Raw genomic sequence first — 18,690 nt, forward strand, 5'->3', positions numbered from 1 at the left:
CCGAGGATCAGCTCGCTGCCATCAAGCGCCCACACTTATCGGCTGTTAATTTTTAAAGAGCATGTCTGCGAGGGATCTTGAACCCCCCAGCAGCGCTGCGTTTTCAGCAGCAGAGAAGCGAGATTATGAACCGTGTTTCGCAGTTCGTCAACAACTTTCTGAACGACTTCGTTGCGACTGCGAGGCTCAACTTCCGTACCGCCGAGGCTCGCTACCTTCCGAACCCCAACGGCACTGCTTCCCTTCCCTCCGCGCCGCGTTTCCGTTGGCGCGAAAGAGGCGTGATTCTAAGCACCTGTCCCCATCCATGCAAGCGCTTTTGTGAAGAAAGTTTGAAAAAGCCTCCGTGCGCTCACGCGCACGGAGGCTTTGGGCTCGACGGGCCAGGAAGCGCAACGCGCGCCGCCGTCCAAAGATATGACGAACACGTCTCTTTCCCCCTATATGAGGGGCGCGGAACGGCCAAGGAACCCGGCGCGGTCGAGTATCATGCCGCGACCGAACCACGCACTCATATTGACGATGGACAGCACGACTCAACCCGGCGACACCGACCTTCGCGACGAATATGCGGCACTGCGCGAGCGCGCGATCCTGCTGGAACAAGAGGTCCCGCCGCTTCTGCAACGCATCTCGGACATGCTGCCGCGCATCAGCGGCGAATCCGAACTCGCGGATACGCATCGCGAGCGACTCGTCGGTGCGCGCAACGCGGCACTGGTCTCGATCGAAAACTATCAGCAGGCGATTCCATTCCTGCAGACCGCCGACTCGATCATCGAGCAGCTGGACAAGACGCCCGAGCGCGACGAAGACATCGAGTGGCGGGAATCGCTGCTGCAACGGCTGGACGAGTTGATCGATGTCGCGGTCGTGATGATCGACGATGCGGACAGCTACTTCGCGCATGCCCAAGCATGCGACCTGTCCAGCGTGCCGACATCCATCCTCGAGGATTGAACAGGCTCGCCCGGCATCGCGCGGTGCACCGGCCTCACGTCGTGCCCGCCGACAGCCGCTAGCCGCCCGCTGCATCGCCGGGCCTGCGGCATTCTTCCCGCACGAAGCGTTCGCCCTCCGACCGCCATCCCGCGCGGAGCCGCACGTCGCCGCTACGGCGAATCGAGCACGATCGTCTCGCTCATCACCGGCACGCGGATGTACCCGCCCGCCGCATCGCCATACGCATGCGCGTTTCCGTCGATCACGTACTGCGCCGTCAACGCGCACAAGGTGGCGTCTCGCGCATCGACGGTGCGCAGCGTCGATACGTCGATTCCCAGCCGCTCCAGCAATTGCCGCCGCTGATTGCGCTTCTGCTTCGCCGACGCCACGGCCTTGCCCAGCATCGCGCAGGTAATCGCATAAGGATAGGTTTCGAAGCTCGCACGGCCGCCCGCGTAGCGCGCGTCCGTCAGCAACGGATAGGCGTCCGAAAGCGCGCGGTAGACGCGCTCTCCCATGAACATCCAGTCGAAGAAGCCCGACGTGCTCGCGATGGCCTGCTCGCGCGACGGCGTCGGGAAGCACGAGATCCGTTCGCGCGCGAGCGCCTGCTCGGCCGCGCGGCGGCCGCTCCCTGTCCACCACAGGTTCGGCGCGTCGACGCCGACGGCCACGACGTCATGGGCGAGACACAGTGCGGGCAACGACTCGGGCGCGATTCGCGCTTCCCGACAGACGACCGTCGAGCCACGCAGGATCACGAGATCGCACAGCTTCCTGTCGCCGCCGACGTCGACACCCGCGACTGCAGCCGGTCGTGGTGCGGCGGATCGGGCCGATCGCATGCGCGTGCGTCAGTCCGCCGGCCGTGCCGCGTACGCGGTGTCGAAGATCGCCTCGAGACCGGGATGGACGCCGCGCATCGGGTCGACGACCGACTTCGCCCAGTCGAAGTACGCCTGCTTGCGTTCGAGCGGCCAGTCCGCGGGCGGATGCCGGGCGATGTCGCGCAGGTTGCAGATCTTGTCGGCCAGCTTCACCAGCTTCGCGCGCCGGCTGATGGTGGCCGCGTGCTCGACCTGCAGACGCTTGCGCTCCTCCTTCGGCAGCGACTTGTCGTCGGTGACTTCCATCACGATGTCCGCCACATCCTTGCCGAACAGCCGCAGCAACTCCTGCTCGGTCGTCTCCGTATCCTCGACCGTGTCGTGCAACACCGCCGCGACGATCACGCGCTCGTCCTCGACGCCGGCCTCGTTGGCCAGTACGTCGGCGAGCGCGATCGGATGATTGATGTACGGCGACGCTTCTTCGTCCTTGCGCCGTTGATTGCGATGCTTGTCCGCCGCGAACGCAATCGCGGCTACCAGCTTCTTCATATTCACCCCTCGTGTGGCCAGACCGCGGCCGTTGAACCGGCCGCGTGCATTTCGGAACCGCTCATACTACCTGTACGCGATGACCCTTCCCGTGCGCCGGCTTCCCGGCGTGCCCGCATCACGCGCCGACCGGCGCGCGCTGCAACTCGACCACGTTGACCCGCGCGCCGAATACGTCCCTCACGAGCGGCAGCAGGTGGTCGTGGTGCGTCAGGAACAGCACCTGGGTACGCGTCGACAGATCGCGCAGCGCATCGAGCCCCGCCTTCGCACGCGCGTCGTCGAAATTGATGAACAGGTCGTCGGCGACGAACGGCAGCGCCGTGCGGCTGCCGAGCTGCAACTCGAGCGCCGCGATCCGCAGCGCGAGGAACAGCTGATCGCGCGTCCCTTCGCTCAACCCGGCGACCTCGACCGACGTCCCCTTCGTACGCCGTGCATACAGCGCGGGCGGCGTCCGTTCGGTATCGACGGTCAGCTTCGCGAATTCGCCCAGCGTGAGCCCGGCGAAGATCTCGCCCGCGCGCCGCAGCATCGGCCCCTGCTTCTGGTCACGGTAGCGATCCGTCGCCCACTTCAGCAAGCGGCTCGCCGTGGCCGCTTCCAGATACTGTTCGGCCGCGTCGCCCATTGCCGCGAGCGCCTCCTGCCGCTTCGACTCGGCGACCGCCGCGTTCGCCTGGCCGTCGATCGCGCCGAACGCCTGATCGGCCACGACCTGCTGCTGCGACAACGCGTTCAGCCGTTTGCCGACATCGTCCAGCGACTGCTTCACCGCTTCCAGATGCGCCGGCACGTCGGCAATGTCCTGTTCCGCCACCTCGGCCTCGACGGCGGACCGGGACAGCCCGTCGCCGTCGCGCACCAGCGCCTCGTGCGCGGCATCGACCGCCTGACGAAGCTGGCGCTGGCGATCCGAACGCTCGGCCAGCGGCAGCGCCGCATCGATCGACGCGACGCCGGCCCGTTGCAGCAGCGGCTGGATGCGCGCGTCGGCGCCGGCCACCGCGGCCGCCGCGTCCGCGACCTTGCCGTCGGCCTGCCGCACGGCCTCGTCGGCACGATCGATCGCACGCGCGATTTCCCGGGCGGCCGCGAGGCGCATCGTCAGCCGCCGCGCGACGTCCGGCCAGTCGCCGCTCGCCAGCCATTCCGGCGCGAGCGCTTCGGCAAGCCGCCGCGCGCCGGCCTCGAGCGCGTTCAACTCCGCGCGGATCGCGGCGATCCGGTTGCGCGGCGCGTCGGCATCGGCCAGTTCGGCCGTCACCGTATTCGCGAGCCCGAGCGCGCCTTCCGCCGCGGCCAGCGTCGTCGCGCTCGCGGACAGTTTCGCGTCGGCCAGCGCGTCGCGCCATTGCGCTTGCCACGCGTCGTAAGCCGTTTGCGCATGATCGGCCCGCAACTGCGCGGTCGCGCAGCCGCGTTCGGCTTCCCGCGTACGATCGTCGAGGCTGTCCTTCTGCGCGGCCGCTTTCTCGGCCGACTGCACGAACGTCTCGGCGACGGCGACGAGCGCGGCCAATCCGTCCGCCTCGCCGCCCCGCGATACCGGCAGCAGCGCCGCGCGCAGCGCGGCTTCCGCGCTGGCACGGGCAGCACGCATCGCGTCGAATTCGCGACGCTGACGATCGAGCTCGGCCTGTGCAGCGAACACCCCGTCGCGCTTCGCGAGCCAGTCACCCATCGCCGCCAGCGGCATGCCGGGCACCGCGGCCGTCGTCGCGAGCGCGGTCCAGGCGTCGCGATGTGCGGCGAGCTCGCGCTCGCGTTCGTTCAGCGCGGCTTGCCGGCGCGTCACGCCTGCACGGGCGGATTCGACCTGCTGACGCAGCGATTGCAGCGTCGCCGCGGCCTGGGTCGCGCCGAGCTGCGCATCGACAAGTTCGTCGGCGAGGCGAATCGCGGCGTCGACCGCCGGTGCGCCCGTTGCGAGATCGACGGCCCCGCTGCGGATCTCGCCCCACGCGCCGTCGCGCCGCGCCCGCGCCGCCAGCACGTCGGCGGTCGTGACGACCTTGTGGTTCTCCGCGAAATGCTTCTCCTGCAGCACAAGCCGTTCGAGTTCCTCGAGCGCGCCATCCCGCGCGTCGCGCGCGGCAGCGGCCGCGCTGGCGCGTTCGCTGTCTTCCTTGAGCAACGCGCCGAGCCGCGCGGCCGACGGCACGTCGAGGGCGCGCAGTGTTTCGACCGGCATCCGCCATTGGCCGAGCGCATCGAGCGCGCCGGTCAGCGTGCGCTCGGCAGCCGCGATGTCATGCGCCAGCGCCTGCTCGCGCGGGCCGCTGTTGCGAAAACCCTGTGCATCGGCCAGCGCCGCGCGCAATGCTTGCGGCACGTCGACGGTCGACAGGCGCGCCTGTTGTTCGCGGACCTGCGCCAGCTCGCGCGTGCGTTCGTCGAGCGATTCGCGCGCGCCGGCGAGCGCCTGGTGCAACGCGCCATGCTCGCGCAGCAGGTTCGCGACGGTCTGCAGCGACAGCGCCGTCGGCAACGCGGCGCGCAGCGACGCTTCGTCCGTCGGCCAGCCGAGTTGCGCGGCCGCCGACAGCGCGGCGGACAGGTGCCGCTCGACGTCCGCACCGAGCAGCAGCAGATCCTGCGCGTGATTCATGCATGCGCCGCGCAGCCGGTCGAGCGCCTCGATATCCGCTTCGAGCGCCAGCGTGTCGGCGTCCGCGGCGATCGCATCGCGCGCCTGCCGCTTCGCGAGCAGGTCGGCGCGCCGTTCCTCGAGCACCTTCTGCTCGGCCGCGAGATCGCCTTGCGCCTTCAGCAGATCCGCATACGCGGTCGGCGGCAACTCGACGACCGCGCCGAGTTCGGCCAGCGCCGCGTCCTTGACCGTCAGTTCCTTCAGGTACGGCGCGAGCCGCCGCACGCGTTCGAGCTTCGAGCGCAGCGCTTCGAGCCGGCGCTGTTCCGCGCGCGCCTGCTCGATCTGCTGCTCGACCGCTTCGCGTGCGTCCTTGCGATCGACCCAGTCGCGCGTGCGCACCTGGACCGCCTTCAGTTCGGCGACGGCTTCGTTGAACGCCGTTTCGGCCAGCGCAAACGCGCTGCCGCTGCGACGCGGCGCCCACAATTCGAGCGCGCGCGCGTCGAGTTCCTCGCGCACCGGCCCGAGGCTGCCGACGCCGGCCGCCGATTCGAACAACACCTGGCCGAGCTTGTCCGATGCGTCGAGAATGCTGCGGCCGCCATCGACCAGCCGCCCGTGATCGAGCCCGAACATCTGCTCGAAGAATTCGCGCGTCGCACCGTCGAGGATCGCGGCCAGATAGTCGTCGGGCAGCTTGTCGTCGGCGGGCGTGCGCAACGAACTGCGGCCACGCGCCCGGTGGAACGCGAGTTCACCGGCGCCGCTCTCCAGCACGCCGCCGATTCGCAACTCGGGTGTGCTGTGCAGGAAATCGAGCGGCGTCTGAAGCTTCATCCCGAACAGCAACTCGGACACGGCCGTGCGGATCGTCGACTTGCCCGCCTCGTTCGGCCCGACGATCACGTGAAAATCCTCGCTGGCCGACGGAAAACGCAGCGTCTCGTCGGTGAACTTGCCGTACTTGATCAGATCGAGCTGGCTGATGCGCATCGCTTACTCCCCCCTCGCCAGCCGCGCAAGCAACGCGGGCCCGACCTGCTCGACCAGCGCGGTCAGCTCGCCCGCGCGCACCATCGTCAGCAACGGCACCTCCTCCTTCACGTCGCTGCGGACCTTGCCGACGAACGGCTTCAGGTCGCGTTCGAGCAGCGCGAGGAAATCCGGATCATGCGCGGCGTCGGCCAGGATCCGCTTCAGGTCCTCCAGCGCCTCGAGTGGTTCGCTTTCGCCCGGCTGCCGATCGGCAGCGGACGTCGCGAGCCGGACCTTCTCCAGCCACAGCCGCTCGTTGCCGATGATGCCGATCTGGTTCAGCACTTCCGCACGCAACTGCGGCGCGCGGCCGAAAAAGAGGCCATGCGCGGGCGTGCGCCCGGTGACGGTGACGCGCACCGCGCGCGGCACGTGGCCGTCGACGGTCAACAGCGCCTCCAGCGACTGGCCGATCTTTCGCGACAGATCGGCCACCGACAGGCAATCGGACGCATCGACCGATACGGCTTCCCAGCGGAGCACGTCGAGATACAGTCGCTCGACCTGCGTGTTGCCTTGCTCGACCGTCACGAGCACCGCGCCGCGCCGGCCGGTTTCGCGGATATGGCGCCCTTGCAGGTTGCCGGGAAACACGACGGTGGACGGGCCCGTCCATTGCTGGAATTCGTGCACGTGGCCGAGCGCCCAGTAGTCGTAGCCTTTCGCGTGCAGTTCGGCCAGCGTGCACGGCGCGTAGTTCGCGTGCGCCGCATACCCTTCGAGCGCCGTGTGCAGCACGCCGATGTTGTAGTACCCGGGCACCGGGTCCGGATAGCCGACCGCGAGATTGTCGACGACGGCCTTGTCCTTGAAGCTCTGCCCGTGCAGCGCGACGTCGAATTCCGGCAGCCTGAAGGTTTCCGGCTTGCGATGGCCGAACACCGTGACGTTGTCGGGCAGCGTCAGCTTCTTCGTCATCTCGCTTTCGGCATCGTGGTTGCCGCCGAGGACGAACGCGCGGATCCCGGCCTTGCGCAGGCGGCCCATCTGCTGGCCGAAGAAGATGCCCGTGTTGTGATCCTTCCAGTCGCCGTCGTACAGGTCGCCCGCGATCACGAGGAACGCGACTTCCTCCTCGATCGCCCGATCCACGAGTTGCCGCAGCGCCTCGCGCGACGCGTTGCGCAACTGCGCGGCCGGCGCGTCGGGGTACGCGCTCAGGCCGTGCAACGGGCTGTCAAGGTGAATGTCTGCCGCGTGGATGAACTTCACGAAGGTTCCTCTGTTTCATGGCGAAGGGGCGACGCCGCTCGCACGGGCCCGTGCCGTCAGGCGTCACCCTGGTAGCCGCCAGGCCTGCCGCCGCACATGCGACACGCGCCGAGCCGGATCGCGCTGCCCGTTGCAAGCGGGTCGCGATGGTACCTGAAAGCGGGTAACGACATGCGTTCTCCGTCGGTCCGGACGGCGGGGAAGCACGCGATACCGATGCGAACCGCCATTGTGCCGCAGCACGATCGCGTGACAGCGAAACGACGCCGGGAAAGCGTCGAACGGGGAGCAGGAACACACGCGGGATCGCCCCGCGTGCGTCGCGACGCACGCGCCCGGCTACCGGCGCTCACTCGCCGCGCGGAACGGGCGGCGGCGCATAGCCGTTGTCGTTGCCGGGGAATGGATTCGCGTTGCGGCGCAGCGCATCCTCGTCGCTCTCCTTCTGTGCGAACAGCGCCACACCGATCACGCCGACGTTCGCGGCATCGCCGTACCTTGAATTCGCGACATAGCTGTCGGGCACGGCCGCGAAGCGGAACGCGGCGACTTCGTCGCGGCTCTTGCGGAAACCCTCGATCGTCAGCGTGCGGCCCGGATACAGCACGTAGCCGCCGTTCGTATAGCTGCCCGGCCGCCCCGACCGCACGTCGAGTCCATCGACCGTCGACACGACCTCGAACGCGCGGCGCCCCTGGTTACGCAACACGATCATGTAGCGCGAGCCTTCGACGCCGGCCATGTGCCAGCGGCCGTTGCTGCGCGCGAGACGCAGCGGCGCTCCCTTCTCGTCGGTAAACGACAGCGCGATGTCGCCGTTCGCGAGCGCGATGCGGGTCGGCAGCCGGCGCACCTGCGACGCGGGAAGATGGCCGGGCAGCACGTCGTTGTAGTAGACCGACGCGAGGTCCGTCGGCTTCGCCGGATCCGCGCGTTCGAATTCGACCTGCCGGGTTTCGGATCGCACCGACTCGCCCCACGCGGTACCGAGCCCGCGGCGTTCGCTGGCGTCCGGCGCGGCGCTGGGCGCGGCGGTACTGGCGGACGGCGGGGGCGGCGCCGCGCAGGCAGCCAGCCAGAGCGCGCAGGCGAGCGTGAGAAGGCGGAACAGGAGGGTCATGACGTGATGCCTCGGAATGTTATCGGACCGCGCCGGGCTCGCCGGAACGGTGTTTTTGTATCGTCTGTCGTCACGGTGTCGATCGGACATGCTGGCCCATGCCGGCCGGTACGACCATCGCGGCGACCGGCTGTCGGGCGCCCTGCTATTTAAGCATGGCGTGCGGGCAATGGGCAGGGGCCGCGCGCCGATAAAAAAACGGCCCGGCCCGCATCGAAGCGGACCGGGCCGTGGCGGGATGCGTGCTGTTTATTACAGCGCGCCTCCTTGCGCCGACGCCGAACCCTTCACGCCGACCGACGCGCCGCCCTGCACCGCGTTCGTCGCGCCTTCGAGCGCCTCGCCGGCCTTCGCCTTCGCGCCGCCCGCGACATCGCCCGCGGTCGACACCGCGCCTTGCGCATGGCTCTTCGTCGAACCTGCGACGTGCTTCACGTGCGACTTCGTCGCATGCACGGCCGATGCCGCCGCATCCTTCGTCGCGCCGGCCGCCGAACCGACCGCCTGCGTCGCGCCGCCCACTGCCGTGCCGGCTGCCGAGCCCACGCCGCCGACCGTCTTGCCGACGCCGTTCAGCGCGCCGCCGACGACGTTGCCCGCGCCCGAACCCGAGCCTGCCGCATTCGCGCCGGCGCCCGCCTGCACGCCCACGCCGCCGCCGAGCAGCGGCGTCTGGACCTGGGCGCCGACACCTGCGGAACCCTGGGCGCCGGTCTGGGCCGTCTGTGCAAATGCAGCCGAAGTCGCCATCGCCGTCAGAGCGGCACCCAGCAGAATCGTACGAATCTTGTTCATGGTCATTCTCCCCAAAGACGTTGTTGCTGCGGGCCGCCTTCGTGCGGCTTGTCGCATGCCTCGCCGCGACATGCGGCAGGTGGAGCTAATGTAGCGGCGCCGACGCGCAAAACGATTGAATTGCGGGGACTGTTACTTCCGTTGCAAATGCTGACGATTGACTCACACTGTTTGACAATCGGGAGCTTGCGGCGGGTGAACGCCGTATTTGACGACTGGCGGGTGTGAACCGCGAACCGGGACGACCGGCTGCGTCACGGCGACGACCTGCCCGATCGCCAGGTATCGGGAAAGCCGATCCATGCAACGGCCGGCTGACGAGCCGGCCGCTTTTATCTGCATCCCGAAGGACGAGTGACGCCCGGTCGTCGATGCAGCCTCGTCATGACGCACGGCCCCGGCCGCCGACAAGCGGACCGGGGCCGTGCGCCTTCCACCCGGTTACGGCCGGAACGTATCGCCGAGCACGACGCCTTCGCGACGCGGATCGGTGCCGCCCTGCAACGCCGGCGACTGGCCGACCGTCACGCGCATCACGGTGTTGACGCCGCTCGCCTGCGCGGACGTCGACACCTTGTGCCCGAGCGCGAGCAGCCCCGTGATCAGCGGATCGTTCGCGCCGTTGTTCGCCGCGTTGACGTTCGGATGTTCGCCGCCGACCGTGGTCGTCGGGCTGTTGCTCGCGCCGAAGTCGACGAGGCCCGCCGACTGCTGCGCATCGAGCCCCCAGTCGAGCGCGCCGACCAGCGTCTTGACCACGTATTGCGGAATCGTGCCGCCGCCCGGCGAACCTGTCGCCATCACGAAGTCGCCGCGCGAGCCGTCGGCGGCCTGCCCGAACACGATCGTCGGCGCCATCGAGCTGCGCGGCCGCTTGCCCGGCTGCAGGCGGTTGGCCACCGGATTGCCGGACGTGTCGAGCGGGTTCGCGGAGAAGTCGGTCAACTGGTTGTTCAGCAGGAAACCGTTGGTCATGTGGAACGAGCCCATGCTCGACTCGACCGTCGTCGTCGCGCTCAGCACGTTGCCGTCGCCGTCCACGATCGTGAACTGGTTCGTGCCGTGCTCGATCAGCGTCGTGTCGACGCCGAGCGGCACCGCGCCGAGATTGCCGGGCTGCGCGGTGCCCATGCTCTTGGTCGTGTCGATCAGCGCCGCACGCGATTTCAGGTACGGCTTGTTCAGCAGCGTGTCCCACGTGCCGCCCGGCAGCGGCACGAAGTCGGTATCGGCCACGTACTTGTCGCGGTCCGCATAGGCGAGCCGTTCGGCCTCGGTGACGAGGTGGACGCCCGCGACGGTCGGCTTGCCGCCTTCGAGATCGATCGCCGTCGGCTTCAGCGACTTCAGGTCGAAGTTCTCGAGAATGCCGAGCGCCGACGCGACCGCGATGCCGCCCGACGACGGCGGCGGCATCCCGCACACCCAGTAGCTGCGATAGGTCGTGCACACCGGGTCGCGGCGCTTCGCCTGATAGGCGGCGAGATCCGCGACGGTCGTCTTGCCCGGCGTGAGCGTCGAGCCGTCCGCGCCCTTCGTCACCGCGATCTTCGCGACGATGTCCTGCGCGATCTGCCCCGTGTACAGCGCATTCGCGCCCGACTGCGCCATCAGCGACAGCGTGCGCGCATACGCGGGGTTCTTCAGTACGGTGCCGAGCGTCTTCGGCGACCCGTCGGCGTTCAGGAAATACGCGGCGGCTTCGGGATCGCGCTTCAGGTTCGCGGCGTTCGCCGCGATCGCGTCGGCCAGCCGGCCGCCGATCGGGAAACCGTTGGTCGCGAGCGTGATCGCGTCGCCGAACAGGCTCTGCCACGGCAGGCGGCCATGATCCTGTTGCAGCGCCTCGATGAGCCGCGGCACGCCGATCGTGCCGATCGAGCGGCCGCTCGCGCGCGCGTTCGGCAGCGGCGCCGAATGATCGGTGGCGTCGTCGACGTAGCGCAGGTAGTTCTCGGTCGCGGCGGCCGGCGCGGTTTCGCGGCCGTCGTACGCCTGCAGCGTCTTGCCGCGCGCATCGTAGTAGAGCAATACGCCGCCCGAACCGAGGCCCGTCGCCTCGGGCACCGTCAGGCCGAGCACGGCCTGCACGGCGACCGCCGCGTCGGCGGCCGTGCCGCCCTTCTTCAGCACCGCGCAACCGGCCGCGCTCGCGTACGCGTTCGACGTGGCGACCAGGTACGTTTTCGCATGGACGGGCTTCATCCCGGTGCGATAGCCCGACGACGCTTCCGGCAGCGACGGGTCGCCCGGCTGGTTCGAGCCCACCACGACCGTCGCGCCGCTGTTGTCGACCGCGAGGCAGCTCGCATCGGTGGAAGGTGCGGTCGTGCGGCCCGCCTCGTTCTCGACGTCGCCGCCGCAGGCGGTCAACAGGGCGGCCGCGAGCAACGCGGACGCATACGGAAAAATCGCTGTTCTGTTCATTGTCTGCCGATGTTCTCGTCGATCGTTGCGATGGACATCCTGTTGCCTGCAACCCCCTCGGTGCATGGGCAACGCGTTCGATGGTCCCATGAACAAAATTTTTTCCGCAATAAGGAAATGGCGTAGTGCAACCGGACGTTGTGTGCGCAACGTCACCGAACCGGCATGCGGGTTCACCTGTTGCACTGCATCGCGTTTCGATACGCCGATGCGGCTCGCCGCGCGACGTCGCTATCTTTTCGCCCGGCGACGCGTGCCGCTCGACGGGCCGCTGCGTGCGAAGCCGTGCTCCATCGCGTCGATCGCCTCGGAAAAGAACTCGAGAAACATCGTCATCGCGACGGTCGCGCTCATGTCCGCCCGCTGGTAGATGCAACTGAACGAGCGCGCGCCCGCATCGGCCAGCGGCGTCCAGGCGAGCCGGCCGGCGGCCACGTCGTCCGCGACGTTTTCCGCGATCAGGAAGCCGACGCCGGCGCCTTCGGCCGCGAGACGCCGCACCATCGACACCGACCCGGTTTCGACCAGCGGCCGTACGTTGCGCGGCTGCCGCGCATCGATCTGGTCGAACATCGCGCGCAGCTCCGTGTCGGGCGTCATCAGGATCAGCGGATGCGCGAAGCAGTCGCGCATGCGCACCTTGCCGCCCGTCGACGCCAGCGGATGACCGGGCGCCGTGACGACACCCAGCGGCTGCGCGAACGCGCGCACCTCGACGACGCCCGGCGCGGTACGCCGGCGCAGCGCATAACCGATGTCGACCTCGCCCATCTCGACCCAGCGCACGATGCTTTCGCCGTTTCCGCAGCGCACGCTGTACGTGACGCCCGGGTAACGCTGCATCGCGGCAAGGATCGCGTCGGGCACGAGCTTTTCCGCGGTCGACGCGGGCACCGCGAGATTCACGTGGCCGCGCCGCAACGCGCGCAGGTCCTCGACCTGCGTCAGCGCGTTGTCGAAATCGCGCTGGCCGCGCCGCACGGCCGCGATCACGATCTCGCCGGCGAGCGTCAGCTGCATGCCGCGCGGCAGCCGGTCGAACAGCGGCACGCCGACCTGCTCCTCGAGATTGCGGATCTGCTGGTGTACCGCCGCGGCGGTCAGGTGCAGCGCATCGGCTGCCTTGCGAAGCGAGCCGCGCCGCGCGACTTCGTCGAAACAGCGGAATGTCTGCGATATCGAACGCATGTGGAGTCCGTTAGATTTTTCCGAACAGGCCGTCAAGAATAATCCGATTTTACTGACCGGACGAATCGTCTAGATTCCGCTGCATCCCCGTATCCGATTCGAATGGAGACCGCAGTGACGACCGTCGACCAGATCACCCAGCGCCGCCGCGGCGTCGGCCTCATCGCCCACGATCCCGCGCTGTCCGCAGGCGGCTATACGCTCATCGCGCCGCAGACCGCCGACGGCAACGTCTATCTCGTCGGCATCGACGGAGAGGTCGTCCACCAGTGGAAGATGCCCGTGCGCCCCGGCCGCCATGCGGTCATCCTCCCGAACGGCAACCTCGGCTACAACGGCAATCATCCGCACTCCGAATCGCGCTACGCACCGTGGTCGATGTGGCACGGCGGCGACTTCTACGAGGTCACGCCGGAAGGCGAAACGGTGTGGCGCTACGAGGACCCCGCGCATCACCACGACGCGCAGTGGCTGCCGAACGGCAACCTGCTGTATGCGGCGTGCGAACCGGTCGACGCGGCCTTCGCGCGGCGCGTGCCGGGCGGCACCGCGCACGGCGACGACGAGGTGATGTTTGCGGACGTGATCCGGGAAGTGAACCGCGCCGGCCAGATCGTCTGGGAATGGCACGCACGCGACCATCTGCGGCCGGAGGACTTTCCGATCGCGGCAGGCTTCGGCCGCTATCACTGGCCGCTCGTCAACGGTCTCGCGGTCGATGCGGACGGCCGCGTGCTGATGAGCCTGCGCACGACGTCGGGAATCATCGGCGTGAACCGCGCAACCGGCCGCGTCGACCTGCACATCGGTCCCGACGTCGTATCGCACCAGCATGCGCCGGTGCCGCTTCCGAACGGCAACATCCTCGCGTTCGACAACGGCAATTTCCGTCACGGTGCGCACGTCGTGTTCTCGCGCGTCGTGGAAATCGATCCGGCGACGCGGCGCGTCGTGTGGTCGTATGCGGACGACGTCGTGAACCTGTTCTACACGCCGTTCATGGGCAACGCGCAGCGCTTGCCGAACGGCAACACGCACGTCACCGAATCGTCCACGGGCCGGCTGTTCGAAGTGACGCCGGCCGGCGAGGTCGTGTGGGAATACGTGATCCCGTGGTTCGCCGAATACCCGGACGAAGCGGCGCGCAAGACTGGCCCCGGCCAGTTGAACAGCGTGTTCCAGACGTTCCGCTACAGCGCCGCGCAGTTGCCCTGGCTACGGACCTGAGCCTTCGTTCACCGCCGGTTTCCGGCGATCGTCGCCGTTCGTTTTCGAGGGGCCTGCCGTGTCGCACGATCCGATTTCCCCGCCCGTCGATGCCCGGCTGCCCGCGTGGCAGCTCGCGCTGTTCGGGCTGCAGCACGTGCTGTCGATGGCCGCATCGCCGATCACGGCCGTCTTCCTGATCGCGAAAGTACTCGCGCTGCCGGCCGACCTGACGGTCCAGCTGATCGGCGCGACGTTCTTCGCGTGCGGCATCGGCACGCTGCTGCAATCGCTCGGCGCCGGCCCGATCGGCGCGCGCATGCCGTTCGTGATGGTGCCCGGCGGCGCACCGACGATGCTGTTCGCGGGCATCGCCGCGCAATCCGGCCTGCCGACCGCGGCCGGCGCGGCGCTGCTCGCCAGCACGTTCTACTGGGTGCTGTTGCCCGTCTTCACGCGCTGCCTGCGGCTCTTTCCGCGCATCGTCGTCGGCGCGATGCTGCTGCTCGTGTCGATCAACCTGATCCGGATCTACGCGACGATCGTCGTCGGGCAGCCCGGTTCGGCCGATTTCGCGCAGCCGCGCGCGCTCGGTCTCGCGCTCGCGACGATCGTCGCCACCGTCGTCGTCGCGGGCGCGTTCCGCGGCACGGCCGGGCGCCTCGCGGTGCTGATCGGGCTGATGGCCGGCGCGACGCTCGGCTGGGCGCTCGGCGCGATGCCCGCGCTCGCCGACGTGTGGCACGGGCCGCTCTTCACGCATCCGGTGTGGCTGCCGTTCGGCATGCCGCGTTTCGACGTGCTGGCCGCGCTGCCGCTGCTGATTTTCACCGCGATCTCGATGGCCGAGGCCACCGCGCAGACGGTCGCCGTCGGCGAAACGTGCGGCAAGCCGATTGCGCTCCGGCGCGACGTGCCGAAGACGATACGCGGCGATGCGCTCGCGTCGCTGGCCGGCGCGCTGTTCGGCACGCCGCTGATCGTGACCAGCGCCGAGAACATCGGCGTCGTGCAGACGACCGGCGTGCGCTCGCGCTACGTGACGGCCGCCGCCGGCGCGATGCTGATCGTCATCGCGCTGTTCGCGCCGCTCGCGCGGCTCGCGTATGCGATTCCGGCCGCCGTGGTCGGCGGCACCGCGCTGGTCGTATTCGCGATGATCGGCGTGATGGGCATCCGGCTGCTCGCGAGCGTCGACCTGCACGCGCGCGCAAACCAGTACACGCTCGCCGCCGCACTGGTGGTCGGCCTCGCACCGATCCTGGTGCCGAACCTGTATCGCCATTTCGGCGCACCCGTGCAGATCGTGCTCGGCAACGGCATGGCGGCCGGCACGCTCGCGGCGATCGCGACGCAACTGGCGTTCGCCGCGCTCGCGCGGCTGAACGGGCAGGCACACGCGGGTGCGGCTGCGGCGCCTTCGCACGACGCATAACGGCAGCGGCACGCACACGCGGCGCGCCGCTTGACGACGCCCGCGGATCGACCGACAATCGCCGCTCCCTCCTGGCGCGGGCACTCGATCCAGCCGGCGCGTGCGTCTCCTCGACGCCGCACCGGCTTCAGGTTTTCCAGTCCCGATCTCCGCGCCGCCGTGCACGCGCACGCTCTTCGACCGGCTTCGCCGGACACGCTTAACGCAGGTACCGCCCCTGAACGCCAGCGCATAGCCGCGCGGTCACGCTCGTGCCTGCCCGTTCACTTCGGAGTCCATGATGATCATTCGTCTTTCCAAGGCAGCCATGGTGCTGGCCATGGCCTTTTTCGCGTCGCTCGTCGCATTCGGCAACATCACCGACTACGCGACGAATTTCGCGTTCGTGCACCACGTCTTCCTGATGGATACCACCTTCCCGGGCAACGGGATCATGTATCGCGCGATCGACACGCCGTGGGTCCATCACGCCGGCTATATCGGCATCATTTCGATGGAAACGCTCACGGCCGTGCTGTGCTGGATCGGCGGCGCACGGCTGCTGCGCGCGCGACGCGCCGGCGATGCGGAATTCCGCACGGCCAAGGGCCATGCGATCGCCGGCCTGACGCTCGGCTTCCTCACGTGGCAGGTCGCGTTCATGTCGGTCGGCGGCGAATGGTTCGGGATGTGGATGTCGAAGCAATGGAACGGCGTGCCGGACGCGTTCCGGTTCTTCATCACGCTGCTGCTCGTGCTCGTCTACCTGACGATGAACAACGACGGCATCGACGACACGCGTCACGCGCACTGACGCGCCCGTTGCGTCGCGTGCCGGCCGACCGGACATCGGGACGATTGCCGGCGTCACCGCGTCCGGCTATAAAGCGGAGATGGACACGAATCGCTGGATCCACGACCCCGTCGGCGCGTTTCGCGTCTGGCAGGAAACCGCCGCGACCGGCGCCGGCCGCCGGCCGTTCGCGCCGCGCTCGGTCGTGCAGCATGTCGCGATGTTCGAGCGATTCCTGCGCCACCTGAGTGCGCAGCGCGTGTCGCTCGCCACGTTCGGGCTCGACCACGTCGCGGCCTTCCTCGCGGAACTCGACCGTACCTGCGCGCCCGGCACGTCGACGCGCGTGCGCTATGCGAAGCTGATCGACCGGCTCGGCCGGCATCTGGTCGACACCGGCGTGCGGACGGTCCACCCGGCCGGCCGGTCGACGCGCGATCTCGCCTGGCCGGACGGCGAGCCCGAGCCGTGCTACCTGCCGCCCGATGCCGACGCGGCGCTGCAGCGCCATGTGCAGCCTCGAGCGGATGACACGCCGGCCGACTGCCGCAATCGCGCGATCGTCGCGCTGCTGCTCGCGAGCGGCATCACGTCGGCGGAAATTCGTGCGGCGACTGCCGACGCGCCCGAACTCGATGCGCGACCGCCGGTATTGACGGTGCCGCGCGATCGTGCGCGGCCGGCGCGCCGGATCGAACTCGCCGCGTTCGCGGCGGCGCCGCTCGCCGCATGGCGCGCGCGCTCGACCGACGCGCCGCCGTCGGCGCTGCTGTTTCCCGCGCCGCGCGGGGGGGCCATGAACGACATGTTCCTGCTGCTCGTCGTACGCGATGCGCTGAACGCGATCGCCTTTCGCGCAGCGGACATGAGCCCGCGCGTGCTGCGCAATACCTATGCGCGCCGCCAGTTGCTCGCCGGTCACGCACATGCCGACGTCACGGCGATGCTCGGCCTCGCCAGCATGCGAACGGTCACGCGTATCCGGCAGACGCTGCCGCCCGATGCGGCCGCGGATCGCGCTGCCCACGAACGCTGATCGCGCGCCGCCGGCGCGAACGTTGTTCCGCCGGCTCGCTATTCGCCCGGCTTCGACTGGACCAGCCGCAGAATTCGCGTGTCGTACGGTGATTGCATCACTTCCGCGATGCGGATGTCGGACGCGGCCGGATGCAGCGGATTCAACAGGAAGTTGTGGGCGTGCGGCACGACGACGCTCGGCACGCGCAGCAGCGCGCTCGGCTGCGTGTGCAGCCACTCGGTGCCGGCGCTACGCGTCCAGTCGACGTTCGTTCGCCAGTCGTCCGGCGCATCGCCTTCGGCGATTTCGGCGACGTCCACCGAATCGGGCACCTCGATCCGCAGCAACTGGTACGCGCTCGGCAATTGCGCGACGGTGGCGATTTCGAAATGAACGAGCGTCTCGAGCAACGCGAGCGCCGGATGCTCGGCGAGATACACGACGGGTTGCCCGGCGAAATGCCAGCGGCCGCCGGCCCGCAACCCGCCGATGCCTTTCAGATCGGCGTAATTGCTGATCCGCCACAGCGTCGTCAAGCGAAGTACCCCTCGTCGATCTGCGTGAGGGCCTCTTCGACGAGCCGCGCGCCATGCTCGGTGCTCGCCATGTCGAGCGACGTGCGGCCGCCGAAGCGCTGAAGCCCGTTGCGCAGCCACGCCATCGCCTTGTCCTGATCGCCGAACGTGGCCGTCGCCTGCGCGACGATGCGCGCGAGGCGGATCGCCTTGTCGGACTCTTCCGGCGACAGGCGTTCGTGCGCCTGGCGACGATGGCTCAGCGTGCGGCGCGGAATGATGAACGCCAGCTCGTCCGATTTCAGCCCGCGCTCGGACAGCCGGTCGATCACCGACACGTCGACGCGCGCGCTCGCCAGCTCGGCCAGATCGGCGCCCGAACGGACGCGGATCGCCAGCAGCTGCTCGAGAATCGTGAATTCGGCCTGCCGCGGATGAGCGACGCCCGAAGGATGAAAAGCGATGGTGCTCATGACCTCTCTCCGGCAATTTGCCCAATCATTATAGGCGTTTTGCCGGACGCTTGCGGATCGTCGAGTGGCGGAGCGGGCGACTGCGCTGGCAGGCCGGTATTTCGCGGTATGCGAATCGAAGATTCGCCTCGGGGAGGCGGGGCTCATATTCAGTATATAAAGTCGTCGATCCATGATGATCTGAAGTTGTCACGTAACAATTTCCCAACGGTGACCGAACGGAATGAAGGAAGCGCGCCGCTTCCCCGGCCGGTGCGTTGTCCGTCCTCGGTGTGACATAGCACTCGGCGAATTACACGTCGACCGCATGCTCCAGCAAGTCGACCGCGGCCCACCAGAGGTCGACGCGACCTAGCCAGATAGTGGCCAGCTATTGGCCCGCCGCGAAAGCGAATCACCCGCTGTATCGGTTCCTGTTCCCCCTCCCATCGATATCGATTCGACGCACTCGTGTCGCTGCACTCTCTCGCCCGCTTCCGGGCAGACAGCACGACCCCACAACACCCCCACCACCACCCATTACTTCGCATACCTGATCAAAAAAACGGAAAGCAAACGGTAAGACAGCATCCAC

Annotated in this window: 15 protein-coding genes; 5 read left to right on the forward strand and 10 right to left on the reverse strand. The window is 68.5% G+C overall.

What is annotated here, in order from left to right:
• Window positions 1–489 precede the first annotated feature (489 nt).
• Window positions 490–960, forward strand: a complete 471-nt coding sequence (locus H0X95_RS00005) for a hypothetical protein (RefSeq protein ID WP_012493818.1) — start codon at window positions 490–492, stop codon at window positions 958–960.
• Between the two features lie 152 nt (window positions 961–1,112).
• On the opposite strand, the gene H0X95_RS00010 is transcribed toward H0X95_RS00005, so the two are convergent.
• The 8 genes from H0X95_RS00010 to H0X95_RS00045 all read right to left on the reverse strand — a co-directional run bounded on the left by H0X95_RS00010 (window position 1,113) and on the right by H0X95_RS00045 (window position 12,697).
• On the reverse strand, window positions 1,113–1,790 hold the full coding sequence (locus H0X95_RS00010) for a DUF429 domain-containing protein (protein ID WP_059721218.1): 678 nt from the start codon (window positions 1,788–1,790) through the stop codon (window positions 1,113–1,115).
• A 9-nt stretch (window positions 1,791–1,799) separates the two neighbouring features.
• Complete coding sequence (locus H0X95_RS00015) at window positions 1,800–2,324, reverse strand: HD domain-containing protein (RefSeq protein ID WP_006489846.1); 525 nt, start codon at window positions 2,322–2,324, stop codon at window positions 1,800–1,802.
• A gap of 118 nt (window positions 2,325–2,442) precedes the next feature.
• On the reverse strand, window positions 2,443–5,913 hold the full coding sequence (locus H0X95_RS00020) for an ATP-binding protein (protein WP_059721219.1): 3,471 nt from the start codon (window positions 5,911–5,913) through the stop codon (window positions 2,443–2,445).
• Window positions 5,914–5,916: 3 nt separating this feature from the next.
• Window positions 5,917–7,167, reverse strand: a complete 1,251-nt coding sequence (locus H0X95_RS00025) for a metallophosphoesterase family protein (RefSeq protein ID WP_059721220.1) — start codon at window positions 7,165–7,167, stop codon at window positions 5,917–5,919.
• Window positions 7,168–7,516: 349 nt separating this feature from the next.
• Complete coding sequence (locus tag H0X95_RS00030; RefSeq protein WP_059721221.1) at window positions 7,517–8,287, reverse strand: hypothetical protein; 771 nt, start codon at window positions 8,285–8,287, stop codon at window positions 7,517–7,519.
• Between the two features lie 252 nt (window positions 8,288–8,539).
• Window positions 8,540–9,082, reverse strand: coding sequence for a hypothetical protein (locus H0X95_RS00035; RefSeq protein WP_006497816.1), 543 nt, complete (start codon window positions 9,080–9,082; stop codon window positions 8,540–8,542).
• 441 nt (window positions 9,083–9,523) lie between these two features.
• On the reverse strand, window positions 9,524–11,509 hold the full coding sequence (locus H0X95_RS00040; RefSeq protein ID WP_034203784.1) for a gamma-glutamyltransferase family protein: 1,986 nt from the start codon (window positions 11,507–11,509) through the stop codon (window positions 9,524–9,526).
• 231 nt (window positions 11,510–11,740) lie between these two features.
• Window positions 11,741–12,697: a LysR family transcriptional regulator gene (locus H0X95_RS00045; protein ID WP_059721222.1), complete on the reverse strand. Its 957-nt coding sequence runs from the start codon at window positions 12,695–12,697 to the stop codon at window positions 11,741–11,743.
• Window positions 12,698–12,799: 102 nt separating this feature from the next.
• On the opposite strand from H0X95_RS00045, the gene H0X95_RS00050 reads away from it, so the two are divergent.
• The 4 genes from H0X95_RS00050 (at window position 12,800) to H0X95_RS00065 (ending at window position 17,146) form a co-directional block, all read left to right on the forward strand.
• Window positions 12,800–13,924 carry an aryl-sulfate sulfotransferase gene (locus tag H0X95_RS00050; protein ID WP_059721223.1) on the forward strand — a complete coding sequence of 375 codons (1,125 nt, stop codon included), beginning with the start codon at window positions 12,800–12,802 and terminating at the stop codon, window positions 13,922–13,924.
• Between the two features lie 58 nt (window positions 13,925–13,982).
• A complete protein-coding gene (locus H0X95_RS00055) occupies window positions 13,983–15,338 on the forward strand; it encodes a uracil-xanthine permease family protein (protein WP_058903778.1) in 1,356 nt (451 codons plus the stop codon).
• 280 nt (window positions 15,339–15,618) lie between these two features.
• Window positions 15,619–16,131 carry a DUF2165 family protein gene (locus H0X95_RS00060; protein WP_043205982.1) on the forward strand — a complete coding sequence of 171 codons (513 nt, stop codon included), beginning with the start codon at window positions 15,619–15,621 and terminating at the stop codon, window positions 16,129–16,131.
• Between the two features lie 79 nt (window positions 16,132–16,210).
• Window positions 16,211–17,146 carry a tyrosine-type recombinase/integrase gene (locus H0X95_RS00065; RefSeq protein ID WP_196445874.1) on the forward strand — a complete coding sequence of 312 codons (936 nt, stop codon included), beginning with the start codon at window positions 16,211–16,213 and terminating at the stop codon, window positions 17,144–17,146.
• Window positions 17,147–17,184: 38 nt separating this feature from the next.
• Here H0X95_RS00065 and H0X95_RS00070 read toward each other — a convergent pair whose 3' ends face one another.
• A complete protein-coding gene (locus tag H0X95_RS00070) occupies window positions 17,185–17,664 on the reverse strand; it encodes an RES family NAD+ phosphorylase (protein WP_006497823.1) in 480 nt (159 codons plus the stop codon).
• Window positions 17,661–18,116, reverse strand: coding sequence for a type II RES/Xre toxin-antitoxin system antitoxin (gene parS / locus H0X95_RS00075; protein WP_006480981.1), 456 nt, complete (start codon window positions 18,114–18,116; stop codon window positions 17,661–17,663). Before parS ends, H0X95_RS00070 begins: the two co-directional genes overlap by 4 nt.
• Between the last annotated feature and the right edge of the window lie 574 nt (window positions 18,117–18,690).

This window comes from Burkholderia sp. 9779_493 (assembly GCF_015712215.1).
In the GTDB taxonomy this organism is placed as follows: Bacteria; Pseudomonadota; Gammaproteobacteria; order Burkholderiales; family Burkholderiaceae; genus Burkholderia; species Burkholderia cenocepacia.